We start from the raw sequence: 17,672 nt of genomic DNA, 5'->3' as shown, positions 1-17,672 counted from the left end.
ACTATTTGAACTTGGCGTGCTTCAAGTCGGGTCTCTTTCGATCGACTTCCCCCCTTTACGCGAACAGAGTGACCTGCTCCCGACTTTTCGGGCCAGTTGAAACTTGAGAGGAAGGCTTCCAACAGCAGAGAGGAAGTCATGCGAAAGAGTCGTTTTTCGGAAGAGCAGATGGTCAAGATCCTTCGCGAAGCGGACAAGACGCCGGTGTCGGAGGTGTCGAAGAAGCACGGGGTCAGCGAGCAGACGATCTACACATGGAGAGAGCGCTTCGGCGCGATGAACGCCGACGAGGTCAAGCGTCTGCGTCAGCTCGAAGTGGAGAACGCGCGGCTCAAGAAGATGCTCGCGGAACGCGACCTTGAGATCGACGTGATGAAAGAGATTGCGTCAAATAAATGGAGAGCACCTGCGCCCGTCGGGCGCAGGTGCTGCTTGCAGAAGGTAAAGGACTATCGAGACGACGTGCCTGCGCTCTGCTCGACGTATCGCGCTCCGGTCTGGGTTATGTGTCGCGGCTGGATGTTCGGGATCGGCCGGTGATCGAGCAAATGCAGAAGCTGGCGGGTCAGTACCCACGGTACGGTTACCGGCGCGTTCGTATCTTCCTGCGCCGTGCCGGACTCAGCCTGCGCATTGGCTGAACCTGGCGGCTGTGGACCAAGGCGGGCTTGCAGGTGCCGCGCAAGCGACGCCGGCGGCGGGTGGCAAGTCAGCGGGACTAGGTGCAGCGTGCGCCCGCAGCAAACCATGTGTGGGCGTACGACTTTGTGTTCGACACCTGCGCCAACAGTCAGCAGCTCACGTGCCTGACGGTGATCGACGAACACACGCGGGAGGCACTGGCGATCGATGTGGCGGGCAGCATTCGTTCTGAGCGTGTAGTCGAGGTACTGAGCCGGCTGATCAGCGAACGCGGTGCGCCGAAGTTTCTGCGCTCGGACAATGGCCCGGAGTTCGTCTCGACAAGGTTGTTGCAGTGGGCCGCGAACGAGGGTTTTCAGATGGCACTGTCGCAGCCGGGCAAACCGTGGCAGAACGGTACCGATGAGAGTTTCAACGGCAAGTTTTGCGACGAGTGCCTGTCGATGGATACTTCCGGAACCCCACGGAAGCTCGGGTTGTGATCGAACAGTGGAAGCGCCATTACAACGCAGTACTACCGCACTCTGCACTGGGCTACCTGACCCCGGCGCAGTTCGTAGAATTCCTGTCAGGAGAGGACCGCGAAGCCACTTCTCTCCTCAAGTAATTCGTGGTCCGAAGAATCGGGGCAGGTCACGGTGACGCGAAAACACGTGGCAAGGGATGAGCAATGCAAAAGGGGCACTTTATTCAAGTGCCCCTTTTGCGTCTGGCTTCCCGGGCAGCCCGGAAATTTTCGCTTTTACAGTTCAATCACTCGACGAGATTGATGATCACTTTAGCCAGGTCCTTTACTGCCTGTTGATATCGCATGTTGTCTTGATCAACTCTCCCGACACCTTCGAAGTTGTAATCCGTACTGCTGAAACCTGTGTCTGCGTCGTAAAGATCAGAACCATCACCGGCATAGCTGCCGTATGAATGGAGATATTCATCGTCATCAAATTCTTGCTCGACTGCCGACAGCTTTGCTTTTACTCTTTTTACCATGATGAATCCTTTGCGCTGATAAGTTACGTTTTAAAGAGCTTGAGGCCCATCCGCGGTTACAACCACCTCTGGCCACGCCAGACGGCCATTTGGAAGTTTTACCGGGACAAATCCGTAATAGGACCCGCGTTCGCACAGCCGACGCCTTACCGTTTGCGCCTTGACTTTGAATCTCTCCGAAAATTCGAAGGTGGCCAGCGGAAAATGTTTTGCGTGGCTTTCACTTTTTAAAATCATTATCTACCCCCCTAAAGGGCTGTTTATCGTGCTCTAAATGTAATCAAAGACTGCCTAATGCACCATTATCAAAGTAATAATCCAGCCAAATATTTATTTCCTGTCCGCGATCCCCTCTGATTTTAAAGGGGTTTACACACACAAGGATTGATGCTCTACTGCGGCCATTGTGAGGTCATGATGGCGCTACAGAACATTCTTCTCGACAAGATCTTCGATAATCACGAGGCTTTTCGTGCGTATTCCGCCCAGGTTCAGCGCACTGAATTCCCGTGGTCTATGCAGTTTTCCATCGAATTCCTCCCTGGCCACGTATCGATCGTTCTTGATGCACTGAATGAATTTCGTGCGATCGTAGGCGACGCCCGTGTTAACGACACCTCCGCCTTCATCTTTTGGGCCTACGGTGCGTACGGGCCATCCGTTTTTATGTTTATCAAGGACTTGGATGAGGCAAGGACTGCAGCACTCACGGAACGGTGTCGACATTTCCGCTATCTGGCTGCGTATTCCTGTAACGCTTGTGGAAGTCCTTTGGAGAGGGAGAACCACAAATTCTGCACGGAGCATTCTTATCTTGAGGGGTTAAGGGTTGCAGCATGGTTTGATGCAACCGCTCCTCAATCTTCAAGTGCCATCCCTCTTTTTTCTTCCAGCGATTGTGTTGATTCTGTCGTTGGTGACGTTTCGTCTCTTTCGACGGGAGAGGGGGATGCCCAGCATCCGCCTGACGTCGAAGAAGCAGGCTTGGCCGTTATGAAGCGCGAAGAACTTGTGGATGTGTGGGAGGAGAAGGGTGTTGAGCTTTTGGAGACGCGGGTCAGTGGACGAGACTCTGACGCGAAGGTGCGCATTCGTGGCGTCGTTGCCGGGTTGAAGGCGCACAGTTCAAAAAAGCCGCTGAGACAGTTTTCAGGCGTCATTCACGGCCTTTTTGCCGAATTAAGAGCCTTATTTCCAAATTTCACTTCAGTCACTGATTACATGGAAGGCCAGTGCGCGCTGTCCTTGGCGACTGGACGAGCCATTGCGCTCGATCCGGTACTGATCCATAGCCGGCCGGGCCTGGGAAAGACCCTGTATCTGCAACATTTGGCAGACGGATTACGTCTTGCTCCCGTGCTGTTAGTGGACATGGCCAGCGCACAAAGCGGTGCCGCCCTCGCCGGGAGTGAGACTTTCTGGGCGAACTCTCACGAAGGCCGGCTTTTCTGGCACCTCGTCACCTCCCCGGTCGCCAACCCTGTTGTGGTGCTGGAAGAGATCGACAAAGTGAGCAGCATCAGTGGCGGAAGCGGAGAAAGGGCCGCGCTTGGGGCGCTTCACCTGTTGCTTGAACGAAGTACTGCCAGACGTTTTTGTGATCTGTCGCTCCCCGAGTTGCTTCTTGATGCGAGCCGCGTCCTCTGGTTTGCGACCTGCAACGACATCGAACTCGTTCCCGACCCCATCCGGCAGCGATTCGTCACCTTCGAGATCCCGAGCCCGAAAGAGAATGAGGGCCGGCAAATTGCAACCCACGTGTTCTCCCACTTTCTTAAGGATCGTGGATTGACCGACGTGCTGGATCGACACCTGAGCGACGAAGTGTTGACGGTTCTTTCAGCTTTACCGCCGCGCGAGATGAGAAAGCGGCTCACAGCTGCCGCGGGCAGAGCCGTCCTCACGGGGCGTAGTCACCTGATCGCCGAAGATCTGCTCGGGCGAGATCTTTGCGCTGACGCTACGACACTCGCCATCCACTGACGAGCATGGATATCGTCCTCGTCAAAAAGTTGATCGACCGCTACCCGCTCGTTTTCCGGGAGATCAAAGAGCAGGCAGAGCATGAGTGGCGATGGCGTCTGGACTGCGGTAACGGGTGGTTCGATCTGGTCGATCAGGCATGCACGGGCATCGAAGCCGAGTGCCTTTACGCGATGAAGATTCGAAAAGCGCCGGTAGGGAAAGTCCCACACTTGAAGGGCGTCACGCAGAAATTCTGGCAACTCAGGTTCCGAGTCGGCATGAGTACGGAACACTCCAGACGCGTGGTGGAAATCGCCCGGAAGGAGTCGTCCTTTGTCTGCGAGCACTGTGGAGCACCCACTTTGCACCATCAAACGTGCTGGACGACGCTCTGTGACTGGTGTCGAAGGGTAGGCGGCTCATCGGTACGCGGCAAATGAAAGACCGTTTCTCCGAAAATCCGATTTTTGAGCGTAAAAACCCGAAAATTCTGGGTCTATTCGCATGAAATCGAGATCCATCCTCCTTTTTGGGGATGTTCATGGGCGGTTTGACCACGCCCTCCATGAAGCGCTGGCGCGTCGTCCCGCAGGTGTCGTCTTTCTGGGTGACATCGAACCCACGAGGAGCATGCAGGAGATCCTTGCTCCACTAAAGGAAGAAGGCATTCAGACGTGGTGGATACGCGGCAACCACGATACAGAACACGTGACTACCTGGTTGCACCTTGTCACCGCTCTGAATGAGAACCTTGATCAGCGCGTAGTTGAACTCCGAGGCATCCGACTCGCGGGCTTCGGGGGTGTATTCCGAAAAACCGTCTGGTCACCGGATTTACAGCAATTCGACGGCAAAACAGCGAGTTTTAAGAGCTTTAAAGAGTTTGCCACGCAACGAATCCTCGCCACACCCGGCCCTGCTCGGTTCAAAGAGCAGGGGATCACCGCTGAACAAGCAATCGCTGCGCTTGACGATCCCTTATTTCACGCAAACGTACTCTTTGGTTCGGAAATCCTCCATTTATCAAGCATCTTTCCGGAAGATTTCGAACAAATGGCCAACTTGCAAGCTGACGTACTCATCACTCACGAGGCGCCGAGCTGCCACCCCTACGGTCACATCGGTATCGACCACCTTGCCCGGGCCATGGGCGCAAAACTCGTCATCCACGGCCACCACCACGACAGTCTCGACTACAGCGCTGAGCAGAAACGGATGGGATTCGCATGCGTCGGTGTGGGCTTTCGAGGCATCGCCGAACTTGATCTGGACAGCCTCGAGGTCCGTGTCGTCCGACAAGGTGACTACGACGTGGAGCGCGCCGGTCGGATGCGGTCATCCCTCACGGATACCGATGATGAACTCTGAGGCCCGCCGCTCAACCCCTACTTTAAGGCTCTCAAGCGTGCCAGAGAGAACACTTCATTACAGCGCATTGACACCCGTGCAGGGTTTCCCACATAACGGACAGAGGTATCCAAACATAACCAAGGATGCCAGAAGAAAAGAACTCCAAAATTTGACACGATGGATTTCTCAAGATAACCAAGAGGCCCTAATTAAAAACATTATTCGCACCCCTATTAAAGTGCGAATAATGTGGAAGCTCGAGTTTTTTTCGAGATTCCGCGACCCCCTTCAGGGGGAGAATTTACAGCGCTGATACGCGCTGTAAATTCGGGGGCACACAAGGCCTCTTATATAAGAAAGAAATCTCAATCCAGCAGTGAGTTCCGATAAATCAAGCATTCGTGCAGGCAAGATACCCTCATTACGGCCAGGCAGTCCTGATTCTTAACATGGAATCTCACAGCAGAACGGGCGCCCCAACATTTATGCCGGACCACGCTTATGCCCCAAGGACACCAAAACTCAAGAGGGAAGCCTTCGATTACCAAGACATCGCAGCGACCACCGCAGGCGTGGTGATGACCGAAGTTCATCACCACGCTGAGGACGCTCGCTTCAAAGGGCAAACCGACGAACCTCTAATGGCTGGAAGAAAGAAAGGTCATCAAACCTTATCTTCAGGTGCCTTCGAGGAAGACGATGAATTCTTTTGACCAACGAACCCACCACCAACTGATCACAGAATGCCTGGCGGCGACAGGCGAATCCATGATGGTTGTCGAACTCTCCCTGCTTAACGGCCTGAGTCGCGATGAAGTCGAGGTTGCCACTGAAGAGCTGGTTCGAAGGGGACAGATCGAACGCTGCCGCGGTCGCGGCCGGCGCGTACGTCTGGTTCGCAAACCATGTGGCTTTGAGGGATTACTTGCCGAAAATCACTGCGAACCGACCATTTGGACGAGAGAAAAGCAATCTTATGGGGCTATCCAGGAAAAACTCCAGCGTGAATGGATGCCAGCACTTGGATTCTCAGATGTCCAGGTCGCGAACACCGCCCATCAAGGCCGACGCGACACCGGCGGAATCTGGTCGAGGCAGGATCTGTTGGGAAGCGGCACGCATCCGACCTTGAGGCGAGGCGGACCAACGCGCCATGCGGTGACTTTCGAAGTAAAACTTGCCGACCAGTTCGACGTGCGGGCAATACACGAGGCCCACGCGCAGCGCATCCACCTTGATGCCAGTGCAGCGTTCCTGCTGGTTGTTGTCACCCAGAACGGGATCGCGGATGCTCTCATCAAACATTCGAGAAGATTGCTGCAGCACGCGAAGGAGACGAATGTGGGTCTTGTACTCCTGGCTGCTACGCCCACGGATCTGACATGGCTGCCGCTTCAGATGCAACGGGAGTGGAGCGCAGTGCGCATAGCACGCTCTGGCTTGTTGAAAAATTGACTCGATGCTATCTTTGAATCGACAAATTCCTGCGGCTCTTGGCCCGGAGGGATTTGTCGTTTTCAACCGCTCAAATCCTAAAGCAGATAAGCAGCCAGAATCTACCCAATAGAATTCACTGCATAAATAATAAAACCAAGAACAGACGCCAGGACGACGGCGAAGAAATGGCCTCCAATTTTTGTGCTGACGTACCATCCAAACGCACCGGCGATGATTCCGGAGAGCATGAGGTCTGGTGTGTAAGTCCAAAGGCTGATCAAGATCACGCCCCACGCGAACACGAAGGTATTATCCGTGATATTTCTAAGCCCTATTTTTAGTTCCCGTTCCACACAAATCCCCTCATCGGATTACCTAGAGATGATAGCAACAAGGACGCTACCCGAGCAACTGCTGCTTATAAAGGAGCAAGATTTTGATGAGTAGAAGCGTGCATTCTAATTTAAGTCCTGTAGGAAACAACAGGACCATTCCTCGCATTTACATATCGAATCTTTGAGGATTCTGCGAAGGCTCCGATTCTTGGAAATGTTGCACCGCAAGGAAATCGCGGGCGTTCTCGCTTGGAGTGCGTGAATGGGCTATCCGAATGGTGTAGGTCCCCGCAGGGAGTACCCGTCGCTTAGGACAGTGATCGACTCGAATGTAATAAAATCCACTGCTCCCTCGCTTTTCGTCACCCGATAAGCGGTTCGATGACGAAGGCCTACTCCAACACCGATTTGCGTAAGCCCAAGACAAATGACATTGTATCTGTCCGGAGGGCAAGCTGTTCCATCGGAATGGTGGGGACTGCACGATCAGCGCCTACGCCACAGCGAAATAAGCAGGCCGACGCGCGACAGCGTGTCGTGCCAACAGCATCGGCTCTGACCGCGCACGCCCGTCGCCTCCTTCCGCGGCAAGAGCAGTGGTCCCGAATCCCACCCCGACCGAACGATGTAGCCCATCGATTCGGACTAGGGCAAGCAGATGGTAATCACGGGCATTACTATGACTGAACCTGCGCTAAGCAACCTACTGCGCAACAAGCGACTCGATCGCGTCACGCAGCGCCGGACTCAAAGGTTGATGGGCAATAAAAACAACATTGCATTGTCCACAACATCGAAAAGCTCGGGCATCATAGATGCGCAATATAGATAAGTTGGCGGGCAGAACCAGGCCCTCACAGCGCTGACATGCAATGCCGGCACCGGGCGTCAAGAGGTGACGAACGCGGAATTGAAGGGATGAAGAACAAATTCAAGCCGGGCGAGGCCGAACGCAGCAGCGCGCCCCGGGGACGAGATTTTCTCTGCAGCGTCAATGGTTAAAAATACAGTAGTAAGGTGAATTCGATGCGAGGTGAAGCGGCCCAGAACGCCGAGTAATGAGCCCACTTATTGTCCTCGATAGTCATAAGGGGGACGGTCCGGTCGGAAAACTAGGCTTCGATCTGCATTCAGGTAAGGCGGTAAGCTGTTGTTCTTCATCGGTGACAGCGAGTTGAAGTATGATCTTGTCAAGAACGGCCGTGACTGTATTAATATGCATAGTAGATTTTTCAGATTGAAGGCCGATCCTCACGCTTGAAGACCGGCGGGTGCCGGATTAGTGACCAAAATCCCGGGGAATCCATTCCATCAGCAAAGGAACTCCCTTCGGTCACTAGGACTCGCAGCAGGGAATATATTCTTGAGCCAAATTTGAACGTTGAATATCGGAGCTGGAATGGCAAACTCGGATTCTTCAAAAACTAAGGTTTTACTTGCCGTTATCAGTGTAATTGGTGCCATAGCAGTCGCCGCAATTAACTTATATAGCAGTTCGTCTCCTGATGAACTTAATGCGACACCAAAGCCTGTCAGCCTGCCAACTCCCCATATAGAGGTAAGCCCTCATATTGAAGTCAACCCTCAAATAACTGTTACCCCGATATTAGAAGCAAGGCGTGATTACCAAGGCGTTACATCCATAAGCGATCTACGACCACAACAAGATAGCAATTCAACCGCGCGAAAATATATGGCCGAAATTGTTCATAGAGTCGATTATTTGGAGGACGCCTTAAGTTCTGGAAAAACTGAGGATTATGTGTTAAATCAATTTACCCAAAACATTGATCGCGGACCGGTTATGTTTGGAGAGTTGAAGGATGAAAGTTTTTCAGGTCTCTTGTTCAACCTTAGAGAATCAATTAATTCACAAAAGGAGAAGGATGTTGATTTATTGATTGATCTACATAAAAAACTTATTGACAAAACGTCTATTCGCCTAGCCTGCGAGAACGAAAATGACGTGGGCTCTATGCGCAATTGCGTGCAGAAAAAATTTCTAAACCCTTTCAAGATTATCTTAGCCAACGAATAAACCCTGTACGAATGACGAATCAATAATTCGCTCTAATTATCCAATCCAATCCCACCGCCGTGTTTCAGCGCCACTAAGGAAGATGCCGCGTAGCGTCCCTGAACTTAGACCTTGAGACTATAAGAGTTTCGTTTCATCGGAGAGTCATATACTCACGACTTTTCGGAACGCACGCTTGAACGCTACCGGGTGATGCTCGCGCGGACCGCGGCTGTACCGCTGCGCAACCGCCTTGGTATTTGTGTCCACGAATCCGTGGAAAAAATTTGAGGTGCTACGATGCGGTCGATCTTTACCTATTACAGCAATGAGGAAAAGATGATGCCGGCAGGACGCTTACAGCTAGTAGGCCATTATATTAGGTGAAAAGTCCGTCCACCCGCGCAAAGAGCCAAAGATCGAGAGTTCGCCCAATCTTTGTGCTTCTTTGAACTAACCCTATCCGCAAAGGGGTAACCAGCTATTTCACTATGCAAGCCACGCCTTCCGAAAGATATTCAGGCGCTGGCTCACTGACGAACTGATCAGAATTTGACTGCATCAACTGCCATCCTAAATTGGACAATGTGAATCGCCCTTGTGGCGGTTCATTGCTGCATTTTCGCATGTCTAAATGTAACAACCCCCGCGGATAGGGTACGAGTCAAAACGACATTCACCAGCATCGTCTCATGCGGTCGAAAGAATTCATCCATGCGCCCACTTGGAATACAAATGCCACCTTCGCTGGTGGGTGAAAGCGATCGATATCCGACGGGCTGAGTCTTCGACCGTTTATCGAGATACTGCGGATGCGCGTCAATACTCACAAATAACTGCTTTAAATTAATAGCTTCCCCGGGGCGCAATGACTGGAGGCTTCCCACGTCCAAATAAAGTGCTCTGTAAGAACCGTTATCCTTATAAGAATGAACTGAATAAAGAAACGTTTCATAGAGAAACCTCTCAAATTTACCGTCTTCTCCACTGGTGCGATAGAACTCGACGAAGTAGTCGGTTACAACATTTCCTAAGTTGTCGCTGACTCGCGTCACGACATTCTTAAACAAAGATGCGTTAGCGAACCCATCACGCGTCATCTCGACGAGACGCTCTTGCCAGTTAAATTTTTCTGATTGGCCTAGATAATCACCGTCACCAACCTTCAGCGCTTCAAGCACACACTGATGCAGCGTCTCCTCGGCATGGGACTTTGCGGTTGCGTTCGGTACAATACTACTATGATTAAGGGAGTTCACTATCCCAAACGCCACCTTGGTATTGCTGCGCTCGATCTCCAGATTTTTTACTAAAGTTTGGTTTTCATCTAAATGCAAGTTGAGCCTGGAACAATTCAAGTTCGCCGTTGAAATACGAACCGTCCCGTCGGAACCCTTCTCATTTGCAATGGCTCGCACCCCATCGTATCCCTCGTTGCCAATAAGAACTGTTGCAAGCACAGCTCCCTGCCCGTACCAATTTTCATTAGAGAAGAGGTCTCTCTCTGCCAGTGCCCAAGTGAAAGGCGAAGCGAGTTCGAGCCCCTTGAGAATCTGCTCTCCAGTTTCGAAACCATGATTTTTCCAACCTTTAATCGCACGGCCTATAAAAGAATGTCCTTTGTGAGCCAATTGAGACCCAAAATTGGGTGGAGCCAACATCAAAAATCGTTTGATCGGTACCGAACTGGGTTGATAGTAGCGAGTCATCCAATCCCGAACGACCAGTGCGCCTGTGCTGTGAGTGATAATATTTGCAGATCGGGGTTTGGTGGGCAGATTGGCGGCAACCCATGCACGCTGCATCGCTTCTGCAAGATCTGCAAACGTTACATCATCATCCATTGAGATCCAATCTGCTAAATTGATCAGACTGGGCCTTGAATCGAATTCTTTTTCAAGTAACTTTGCGAGCCCGCGAAAGGTTCGAGACTCGTCACTCCATCCATGGACTATAACAATAGGCTCAATCATCGACACCTCGCAATCAAATCGGTAATGATACTAAAAACTTAGCAGGCTTCACAAAATTATTAAAACGGAGTCATCCAACCAGCAAATTAATAATTAAGTTAGTCAAAACCTCAAAATGACTTTAGCGCAACAATACGCAAACGTCGGAATTTCGCCGATACGCCTTTGTAAATGCCTCAATCCCGATGCCATAATCCTTGCTTCTAAGTTGCTCTCGCTGTAGCGCGATGTAGGGGTAAAAGTTCGAGTGGGTAAGGGCTGAGAATCTTCCAAATAGGCGACGCGCCATTTCCTCGTCGCACGCTCCCCCACACGTGCACGCATGAAGTTCGTCAAAGAACTCAACAACAATATCTATCTCCGGCCCCAAGCCACTCTTACCGATAACGCCTAAAATATACTGTGAGAGCACCGCACTCCCCTTTGCACTTCTTGTGAAAAGTTCAGACGCATTCTCTGCGCCATACGCATCAATCTTCATCCTCGCAATCAAATATTGGTCCCGGCCAAATCTTTCGGATAAGGCAATCGTTGTTTTTACGCGTTCTGCGCGTGAGTTGTTGTGATATTCAACGAGCCCAAATGCGCCACTAAATAGAACACCGACAATGGCAACCCATGTTGCGGCTATATCTGAAACTATTTTTAACTTGTCCACTGAATTATTTTTCACACCAATTAGGTGGCGTATTCGAGCTGCAAAGTTCGGGTAACGTATGCTGTGTGCCTTGTTTGTAGCCTGAAACACCGTTACTAGACTCATCGAAGGGTGGTTTGCTCTTGGGATCGTGCGCTACAGGCCCGAAGTATCGAGCGCCACCTTTAGACTCATCTTTATTGCCATCTCGATCTGTCTTTGGAGGTTTGGTACCTTGTGTATCTGCACAGACCGACGCAGATAAAGAACAGAGAACCAATACAGTACAAGGCACTATGGAAAGGCTGATATATTTCATGGAAAAATCTCTGAAAGTTGACTCGGAATGAACCTCATAACGATGATCAGAAACTCCATTTTCAGGTCGGGTATAAGCCGACCATTATGGGCCGCTGGTCATAGAAGCCTTTAAGCTACGCACTTTGCTTTACTCGTCGCCACTTGCTTTTGTTCGAGCATAGTTCACGATTCTTAAGAAGTTGTATTTCGTCGCACCATCCTTTTGGATGACTTTGAGGTGCTCCTGGCTTTTCGGATCACTTGAAACTCTAGAGGATGGCCTGCGACAACTTAGAGGGAGCCATGCGCAAGTGAGTCGCGCCGAGTTCTCCTCCCTGTACCTGAGTCGGCTTGAAGGCTTCCAAGACTTAACGGCTGGCTGGTGGGCTTGCCTGCCGTCTTCAAGCTTCACGACGACGCAGAAGATTTGCTGGCTGAGAGAGACGGGTCCAGGGGTACAAATCGGATCGGTGGGCGTCGTTCATGAATCGCCCCGGGTTTGAACTGACCCCCAGAAGTTGGACGGTTGCCATGCCGCCAACTAGGCGGTGTTTCTGAGCCGGTATCCCACCGGGCTAAGCCCTTTCAGTCTGAGCTTTAGGCGCTCGTGGTTGTAATAGCGGACGTAATCATCTACGCCCGCTTCAAGCGCATCAAGGCTATTGGGTGCTTCAAGATGGAAATACTCGGCCTTCAGCGTGCCGAAGAAGCTCTCAATTGCCGCGTTGTCAAAGCAGTTGCCCTTACGGCTCATGCTTGGCTTGACTTCACGCTGCGCGAGCATTTCTCGATAGGGCTTCATCTTGTAGTGCCAGCCTTGGTCTGAGTGGACGATCAGTTCCGCGGTACAGGCGATCCGCGAAAGCGCTGCCCGAAGCGTGCTGGAAACCAGCTCGAAGACCGGACGCCTTGTCATTTGGTGCGCGATGATCCCGCCGTTGTAGAGGTCCATACAGGCTGACACATAGATTTTGTGGCTCTTCACATTGAACTCGGCGACATCCGTCACCCACTTCCGGTTTGGCGCTGCCGCAAAAAATTCGCGCTTCAGGACGTTAGGCACGCGCGCATCGCTAATGCCTGGGACGTGTCGGGAGCGGTTCTTCGCCCGGATCACCCCGCGCAGCCCCATCTTTTTGCATCAGACGTTGGACGCACTTGTGGTTGACCGGTTCGGCCATTGAATTGCAAAGCGCTGCTGTGATTCGCCTGTATCCGTAGCGCTCCTTGTGCTCGTCATAGACAGCACGGATCCTAGGCTCCATGCCGCCCTGTTGGTTCCCTCGCTGAGCTGCGCACTGATAATTGAACGTACGGCGCGCCAGGCCTGCTATCTGCAGCATGTCCGCCAATTTATGGTGACGCCTCAACCCGGCGATCAGACGCGCTTTGTCGGCGCAACTGATCTTTTCGACGGGATCAAGGCTTGCATTTTTTTAGGTAGGCCACCTCAGCGCGTAGTTGCTCGTTCTATTCGCGTAGCGCCTGCGCCGAATCGTTGATGGCCGTGCTTGGCGGCCCTGGGCAGTGTTGTTCTTTCTTCATACTGGGTTGCCTTGCTCCCTATTCCCGAGTGCCTCAACGCCGCCTTCATCTAGCTTGCGTCGCCAGACCACGACTTGGGTGGGATTACGGATGTCATAGATCGCGGCAACCTGGCGGCTTGATAGCTGTTCGTGGTCCTGGTGGGACAGCGCCTTTAGCTTGAACTGCGCACTGTACGTGCTGCGCTTGGGTCGCAAACATCAACGCCGCGCAGGCGGTAGTGGCTCACCGAGGTGCGGATCATCTGCTCAGGCACTGACCGCCGCCGCGCCAGCAGCTTCGCTCCGCCGTCTCCAGCCAAAGAGCGCTTCACTACCTTGAGCTTGAACTCTGTTTGATACTTTTTCATGAAACCCCCTCGAAGTTTGTCCAACTTCTGGGGGTCAGTTCAAACCCGGGGCGATTCACCCCTCCGTTCCCGCTGCACCGACGACGCCCTGGCCTTTGATCCGGCGGTGCTGCTCAAGATCGTGCTGCTCGCGTACTGCTACGGACTTCTGACTTCGAGTTCGATTGCTGCCTTCGTTTCCGAGTTGGGCGACGAGGCCGCGAAGATGGAAGCGGCGGTCAAGCCCAAGATCAGCTAACAGAAGCCACGCGATACCGCAGGGAACGATGATGATCAGGCGCGTGCGTCGCGCACCTGCTACCGTCTTGCCGACGAAGCAACGAAGATCCGCGACTGGCTCGCGCGCAACCCGGACGAGCGGCGCGGCGCCAAGGACGCTGTGCGGTTGAGTAACCGCACCGACAACGACTCGGCCAACATGGCCACCGGCAAAGGCGTGATCCAGGGCTATACCAATGTGGCCGCGGTCGATGCGGCGCACCAGACCACCGTTTCTGCAGTGCGCTGCGCCGACGCCGGCTACCACTCGGAGAGGAACCTGACCGAACTTGCCACACGACACACCCCGGCCTGAATTTGCGACAACAGCTACCGGCCACGCGATCAACGCTACGCCGAACAGGCGAAGCACGAAGCGAAGCCTGACTCGCTGTGGGACAAGCGCAGCAAGGCGAAGCCCTACGCCAACACCGATTTCACGCAAGCCCAAGACCGCAGCTCCTGCATCTGCCCGGCGGGCAAGCGGCTCAATTGCAACGGTAGGGACGGCACGATCAATGGCTATGCCGCCACGAAATACACGGGCGCTTAGCGCGACTGCGTGCTGTGCGAACAGCGACATCAATGTCTGCGCACCCCGTACAGGGCCCGGGTGAGACAGTTCGCCTTCTTCCGCAGCAAGCGCGGCGGTGACGAATCCCACACCGACCGGATGAAGCAGCGCATCGATTGGGACCTGGGCAAGCGGATGATCGACGCGCACTTCGCCACGGTCGAACCGGTGTTCGGCAACTTGCGGAACAACAAGCAGTTCGGCCGCTTCACGCTGCGCGCGGCGCACCAAGGTAGACGGGCAATGGAAGCTGTATTGCTTGGTGCACAACATCGAAAAGCGCAGGCGCCATGGGTACGCGAATTAGGTATGCTGGCGAGCCGAACAGGTCCCTCCGAACGCTGGCAAGCGATGCCGGCATTGCGTGTCAGGAGATGATGATGCAGCGACGAATGCGGAGTTGAAGCGATGAAGAATGGATTCACGCCGGCGAAGGCCAGATGTATCGACTTGCCCCGGGGTGGGGTTTTCTACAGCGTCGTTATTCAGCGCCGTCACAGACGACCGTCCCCAAAAGCTCCCTTGCCTACAGTCGTCTCAGGCGCTCGATTTCATCAATTCGGTGGATCACCCAGTCTGCGAGATTCAGTGAATCGGCAGTTGGCCTTGCTCGCCCGCGCCCAGAAGTTCATCATTTTCCGCTTGAACGGCTCGCCCCTCTGGGCCAGCGAAACATTGGCCTGTGCGCTCAACCCAATCGAAAGGTGACCGTATGCGACTCCGTCATCTGGTAATCCGTTCGAGTTTGCTTATTGCCATTGCGCTGGGGGGCTGCTCGACGATCGACCCGGCCGAAGAGGGCAACGATACAAAGGCGACAGAAGTTCAGTTCACGGGCGACCCAAACCAGAAGAGAAGCATATTCGTCTTCCTTGATGGCACGGCAAACAACCCTGGCTCAGCGACCAACGTTTGGCGCCTGTATCAGGCTGTCAGTGACATCAGAGACCCTCAGACAACCGCTAAGTACATTGAGGGCGTCGGCTCCGCCGGGAGCCCGGACTTTACGTCGTCAATTGTCTTTGGGCTTATCTGGGGACAAGGCATGGAGGCCCGAATCAAATCGGCATACGATTTCGTGGCGAAGAGCTATCGCCCAGGCGATGATCTGTACGTCTTCGGCTTCAGCCGAGGGGCTCACCAAGCGCGCGCGCTGGCAGGCTTGCTTTCCTACGTTGGCGTTCCAGCCCCCTCGGATCGGAGTATGTTGTTTGGGCAAAGGCAATGGAACAAGATTCTGGAAATTACAAAGAAGAAGAGCGACGCCGATTTCACGGACTATTGGAAGTCGTGGGAGCCAAACCGAGCTCCTCCATTGGCCTTTGAGGCTCAAACCGCCCTACGCGCAGAGTTTCTTCCCGTTTCGATCAAGCTGCTTGGCGTATGGGATACAGTACCCGGCTCATCATTCAAGAAGTTTGGCTCGTGCAAGGAACTGCCAGATCGCAAGGATGGAGATCGATACAAGTCGGACTCGTACCCCACGATCCGGACAATCGCGCACGCAGTTGCGCTGGATGAGAAAAGAGACAAGTTCGGCCCGCTGCTACTTTGTCCGCAGATTGATCTTCACAACGGCCAGCACAAGAACAGGATTCTCGAGCGCTGGTTTCCAGGCGCTCATGCCGACGTCGGCGGCGGGTATGACAGCGAGTATGAGTTGCCCAACATCTCTCTCAATTGGATGCTCAGTATCCTCAGTCAGAGCTATGGCTTCGCAGCTAAGATTCCGCGGCTTCCCGAAAACCCCAACGGCCTCTCCCATTGGTCCGTCCGAGACATGCCCGAGATTCTGCGCATCCAATGTGAGGACAGAAAGCAGCCGCCACAGGAGGCCTTAGACCCTAGCGTATTTCAGCGGAAGGGCAGCCCGCCGGTACTGGTCAAGGGAACGAGGAAGGAGGTTGCCTACCCCATTTCCTGCAAGGACGAGGCGTTGCTGCTGACTGCGCCTTGAGTCTGACTTTCGCACGGGTAGGAGGCCTTTATTCGCACGGAATCGGCCGACCGATGCTGCGGGCGCCGCCTAACCCCTTGTATATGGACACCCCCCAGAATCAAGGCTGATCAATAGTTTGGCGTAGTCGGGTGAATCACTTGCAGTCGTATATCCGGCATCTGTAGCTGGTTCTGTGTGCCCCGTGCCCATATGGAATCTGCGCGGGGATCGCCAATCGCTACAAGCGGCACGCAAGCTGCCGGAAGAGTTGTCGGCGTAAGTCACCGTGGATGTGACCCGTTTGGCCATGATGGATGATCGGTCTCGTTGCAAGTGCTGGCGGGATATGGGTTGAAGGGTTGTTCAGGCGGCGACCGGCCAGCTGGTGCGCTCGATCTTGCGCGCCAGATCGTTGTCGACGCACAGCCACACGGCACCGGCTCCGAGCAGGAACTGTTGCTACCGGTCGTCGATGCCACCGCCGCGCAGGGTACGGCGGAAACGGCAATCTACGCCGATGCCGGCTACCACTCGGAGAAGAATCTCGGCGAGCTGGACAAGCGACACATCCCGTTCTGGATCTGCGACAACGGCTACCGGCAACGCGACCCGAGTGCGGAGAACAGGCGAAACACAAGGCCAAGCCTGATGCGCTGTGGGACAAGAACGCCAAGGCGAAGGACGCGCGCGCAGCGCAGAAGACGAAGCCCTACGCCAACACCGATTTCATCGAAGCGGAAAACCGCAGCCACTGCCTGTCCCCGGCCGGCAAGCGGCTGTATCGCAACGGCGGCAACTGCACGATCAACGGCTACGCCGCCACCAAATACACCGGAGCCGAGCGCGACTGTGTGCCGTGCAACCGGCGCACTCGGTGCCTGCGCACACCGGACAAGACGAAGGTGAGACAGGTCGCGTTCTTCCGCGGCAAGCGCGACGGCGGCGCATCGAACACCGAGCGGATGAAGCGGCGCATCGATTCCGACCATGGCAAGCAGGCCATCGCCGCGAGCTTTGCCACGATCGAACCGGTGTTCGGCAACCTACGGCACAACAAGCGGCTCGACCGCGTCACGCTGCGCGGGCGCACCAAGGTCGATGGGCAGTGGAAGCTCTATTGCATGGTGCACAACATCGAAAAGCTCGGGCACCATGGCTACGCGAATTAGGTAAGCTGGCGGACAGGGAACCAGCCCGATCGGGACACGCTCTGTAGGGGCGTCAGGAGGCGACGATGAAACCGCTGAAACGGGATTGATGCGATGAAGAATGAATTCAAGCCGGCAATGGCCGGACGCAGCGACTAGCCCTGGGATGGGGTTTTTCTACAGTGTCGTTAGGCCTCATAGACTGGAGCAGAA

At 53.9% G+C, this 17,672-nt stretch carries 18 protein-coding genes and 1 pseudogene; 12 read left to right on the top strand and 7 right to left on the bottom strand.

Annotated elements, in window-relative coordinates:
- Nucleotides 1-138: 138 nt before the first annotated feature.
- Nucleotides 139-1,249, top strand: a pseudogene (locus NMQ16_RS06775) (IS3 family transposase).
- 146 nt (nt 1,250-1,395) lie between these two features.
- Here the strand turns inward: NMQ16_RS06775 and NMQ16_RS06770 are convergent.
- The gene (locus tag NMQ16_RS06770) at nt 1,396-1,632 is read right to left on the bottom strand and encodes a hypothetical protein (protein ID WP_257079780.1); all 237 of its coding nucleotides are present in this window, start codon (nt 1,630-1,632) and stop codon (nt 1,396-1,398) included.
- Nucleotides 1,633-2,046: 414 nt separating this feature from the next.
- On the opposite strand from NMQ16_RS06770, the gene NMQ16_RS06765 reads away from it, so the two are divergent.
- The 6 genes from NMQ16_RS06765 to NMQ16_RS06740 all read left to right on the top strand — a co-directional run bounded on the left by NMQ16_RS06765 (nt 2,047) and on the right by NMQ16_RS06740 (nt 8,757).
- On the top strand, nt 2,047-3,615 hold the full coding sequence (locus NMQ16_RS06765; RefSeq protein ID WP_257079779.1) for an AAA family ATPase: 1,569 nt from the start codon (nt 2,047-2,049) through the stop codon (nt 3,613-3,615).
- A gap of 5 nt (nt 3,616-3,620) precedes the next feature.
- Nucleotides 3,621-4,037 carry a hypothetical protein gene (locus tag NMQ16_RS06760; RefSeq protein WP_257079778.1) on the top strand — a complete coding sequence of 139 codons (417 nt, stop codon included), beginning with the start codon at nt 3,621-3,623 and terminating at the stop codon, nt 4,035-4,037.
- Between the two features lie 64 nt (nt 4,038-4,101).
- Nucleotides 4,102-4,965 (top strand): metallophosphoesterase, encoded by an 864-nt coding sequence (locus tag NMQ16_RS06755; RefSeq protein ID WP_257079777.1) that lies wholly within the window; start codon nt 4,102-4,104, stop codon nt 4,963-4,965.
- A 431-nt stretch (nt 4,966-5,396) separates the two neighbouring features.
- The gene (locus NMQ16_RS06750) at nt 5,397-5,660 is read left to right on the top strand and encodes a hypothetical protein (protein WP_257079776.1); all 264 of its coding nucleotides are present in this window, start codon (nt 5,397-5,399) and stop codon (nt 5,658-5,660) included.
- Nucleotides 5,647-6,402 (top strand): hypothetical protein, encoded by a 756-nt coding sequence (locus tag NMQ16_RS06745; protein WP_257079775.1) that lies wholly within the window; start codon nt 5,647-5,649, stop codon nt 6,400-6,402. Before NMQ16_RS06750 ends, NMQ16_RS06745 begins: the two co-directional genes overlap by 14 nt.
- Before the next feature lie 1,716 nt (nt 6,403-8,118).
- The gene (locus tag NMQ16_RS06740) at nt 8,119-8,757 is read left to right on the top strand and encodes a hypothetical protein (protein WP_257079774.1); all 639 of its coding nucleotides are present in this window, start codon (nt 8,119-8,121) and stop codon (nt 8,755-8,757) included.
- A gap of 587 nt (nt 8,758-9,344) precedes the next feature.
- Here the strand turns inward: NMQ16_RS06740 and NMQ16_RS06735 are convergent.
- From NMQ16_RS06735 to NMQ16_RS06720, 6 genes are all read right to left on the bottom strand, one after another.
- A complete protein-coding gene (locus tag NMQ16_RS06735; RefSeq protein ID WP_257079773.1) occupies nt 9,345-10,709 on the bottom strand; it encodes a triacylglycerol lipase in 1,365 nt (454 codons plus the stop codon).
- A 121-nt stretch (nt 10,710-10,830) separates the two neighbouring features.
- Nucleotides 10,831-11,472 carry a hypothetical protein gene (locus NMQ16_RS06730; RefSeq protein WP_257079772.1) on the bottom strand — a complete coding sequence of 214 codons (642 nt, stop codon included), beginning with the start codon at nt 11,470-11,472 and terminating at the stop codon, nt 10,831-10,833.
- A 715-nt stretch (nt 11,473-12,187) separates the two neighbouring features.
- Entirely contained in the window at nt 12,188-12,778 is a 591-nt protein-coding gene (locus tag NMQ16_RS06725; RefSeq protein ID WP_257079771.1) for an IS3 family transposase, read from the bottom strand.
- The gene (locus NMQ16_RS19350) at nt 12,720-12,911 is read right to left on the bottom strand and encodes a transposase (RefSeq protein WP_373566765.1); all 192 of its coding nucleotides are present in this window, start codon (nt 12,909-12,911) and stop codon (nt 12,720-12,722) included. The genes NMQ16_RS06725 and NMQ16_RS19350 overlap by 59 nt, the downstream gene beginning before the upstream one ends.
- A 276-nt stretch (nt 12,912-13,187) precedes the next feature.
- Nucleotides 13,188-13,388 carry a helix-turn-helix domain-containing protein gene (locus NMQ16_RS19345; RefSeq protein WP_373566762.1) on the bottom strand — a complete coding sequence of 67 codons (201 nt, stop codon included), beginning with the start codon at nt 13,386-13,388 and terminating at the stop codon, nt 13,188-13,190.
- On the bottom strand, nt 13,346-13,540 hold the full coding sequence (locus tag NMQ16_RS06720; RefSeq protein WP_257079770.1) for a hypothetical protein: 195 nt from the start codon (nt 13,538-13,540) through the stop codon (nt 13,346-13,348). The genes NMQ16_RS19345 and NMQ16_RS06720 overlap by 43 nt, the downstream gene beginning before the upstream one ends.
- Between NMQ16_RS06720 and NMQ16_RS06715 the strand changes: the two genes are divergently transcribed.
- The 5 genes from NMQ16_RS06715 to NMQ16_RS06695 all read left to right on the top strand — a co-directional run bounded on the left by NMQ16_RS06715 (nt 13,539) and on the right by NMQ16_RS06695 (nt 17,480).
- The gene (locus tag NMQ16_RS06715) at nt 13,539-13,778 is read left to right on the top strand and encodes a transposase (RefSeq protein ID WP_257079769.1); all 240 of its coding nucleotides are present in this window, start codon (nt 13,539-13,541) and stop codon (nt 13,776-13,778) included. The genes NMQ16_RS06720 and NMQ16_RS06715 overlap by 2 nt on opposite strands.
- 147 nt (nt 13,779-13,925) lie before the next feature.
- Nucleotides 13,926-14,114, top strand: coding sequence for a hypothetical protein (locus NMQ16_RS06710; protein WP_257079768.1), 189 nt, complete (start codon nt 13,926-13,928; stop codon nt 14,112-14,114).
- 297 nt (nt 14,115-14,411) lie between these two features.
- A complete protein-coding gene (locus NMQ16_RS06705; protein ID WP_257079767.1) occupies nt 14,412-14,750 on the top strand; it encodes a hypothetical protein in 339 nt (112 codons plus the stop codon).
- Between the two features lie 334 nt (nt 14,751-15,084).
- Complete coding sequence (locus tag NMQ16_RS06700; protein ID WP_257079766.1) at nt 15,085-16,329, top strand: DUF2235 domain-containing protein; 1,245 nt, start codon at nt 15,085-15,087, stop codon at nt 16,327-16,329.
- A 296-nt stretch (nt 16,330-16,625) separates the two neighbouring features.
- A complete protein-coding gene (locus tag NMQ16_RS06695; RefSeq protein ID WP_257079765.1) occupies nt 16,626-17,480 on the top strand; it encodes a transposase in 855 nt (284 codons plus the stop codon).
- The last annotated feature ends 192 nt before the right edge of the window (nt 17,481-17,672 follow it).

Source organism: Methyloversatilis sp. XJ19-49 (assembly GCF_024580145.1).
Taxonomy (GTDB): Bacteria; Pseudomonadota; Gammaproteobacteria; order Burkholderiales; family Rhodocyclaceae; genus Methyloversatilis.
This window is presented reverse-complemented; position numbering and strand designations above follow the sequence as displayed.

What these genes read in the sequence shown, in the direction of transcription:
- NMQ16_RS06770 (WP_257079780.1), bottom strand. Translation starts at nt 1,632, where the DNA reads ATGGTAAAAAGAGTAAAAGCAAAGCTGTCGGCAGTCGAGCAAGAATTT.
- NMQ16_RS06765 (WP_257079779.1), top strand. Translation starts at nt 2,047, where the DNA reads ATGATGGCGCTACAGAACATTCTTCTCGACAAGATCTTCGATAATCAC.
- NMQ16_RS06760 (WP_257079778.1), top strand. Translation starts at nt 3,621, where the DNA reads ATGGATATCGTCCTCGTCAAAAAGTTGATCGACCGCTACCCGCTCGTT.
- NMQ16_RS06755 (WP_257079777.1), top strand. Translation starts at nt 4,102, where the DNA reads ATGAAATCGAGATCCATCCTCCTTTTTGGGGATGTTCATGGGCGGTTT.
- NMQ16_RS06750 (WP_257079776.1), top strand. Translation starts at nt 5,397, where the DNA reads ATGGAATCTCACAGCAGAACGGGCGCCCCAACATTTATGCCGGACCAC.
- NMQ16_RS06745 (WP_257079775.1), top strand. Translation starts at nt 5,647, where the DNA reads ATGAATTCTTTTGACCAACGAACCCACCACCAACTGATCACAGAATGC.
- NMQ16_RS06740 (WP_257079774.1), top strand. Translation starts at nt 8,119, where the DNA reads ATGGCAAACTCGGATTCTTCAAAAACTAAGGTTTTACTTGCCGTTATC.
- NMQ16_RS06735 (WP_257079773.1), bottom strand. Translation starts at nt 10,709, where the DNA reads ATGATTGAGCCTATTGTTATAGTCCATGGATGGAGTGACGAGTCTCGA.
- NMQ16_RS06730 (WP_257079772.1), bottom strand. Translation starts at nt 11,472, where the DNA reads ATGAGTCTAGTAACGGTGTTTCAGGCTACAAACAAGGCACACAGCATA.
- NMQ16_RS06725 (WP_257079771.1), bottom strand. Translation starts at nt 12,778, where the DNA reads ATGGGGCTGCGCGGGGTGATCCGGGCGAAGAACCGCTCCCGACACGTC.
- NMQ16_RS19350 (WP_373566765.1), bottom strand. Translation starts at nt 12,911, where the DNA reads ATGGAGCCTAGGATCCGTGCTGTCTATGACGAGCACAAGGAGCGCTAC.
- NMQ16_RS06715 (WP_257079769.1), top strand. Translation starts at nt 13,539, where the DNA reads ATGAAACCCCCTCGAAGTTTGTCCAACTTCTGGGGGTCAGTTCAAACC.
- NMQ16_RS06720 (WP_257079770.1), bottom strand. Translation starts at nt 13,540, where the DNA reads ATGAAAAAGTATCAAACAGAGTTCAAGCTCAAGGTAGTGAAGCGCTCT.
- NMQ16_RS06700 (WP_257079766.1), top strand. Translation starts at nt 15,085, where the DNA reads ATGCGACTCCGTCATCTGGTAATCCGTTCGAGTTTGCTTATTGCCATT.
- NMQ16_RS06695 (WP_257079765.1), top strand. Translation starts at nt 16,626, where the DNA reads ATGATCGGTCTCGTTGCAAGTGCTGGCGGGATATGGGTTGAAGGGTTG.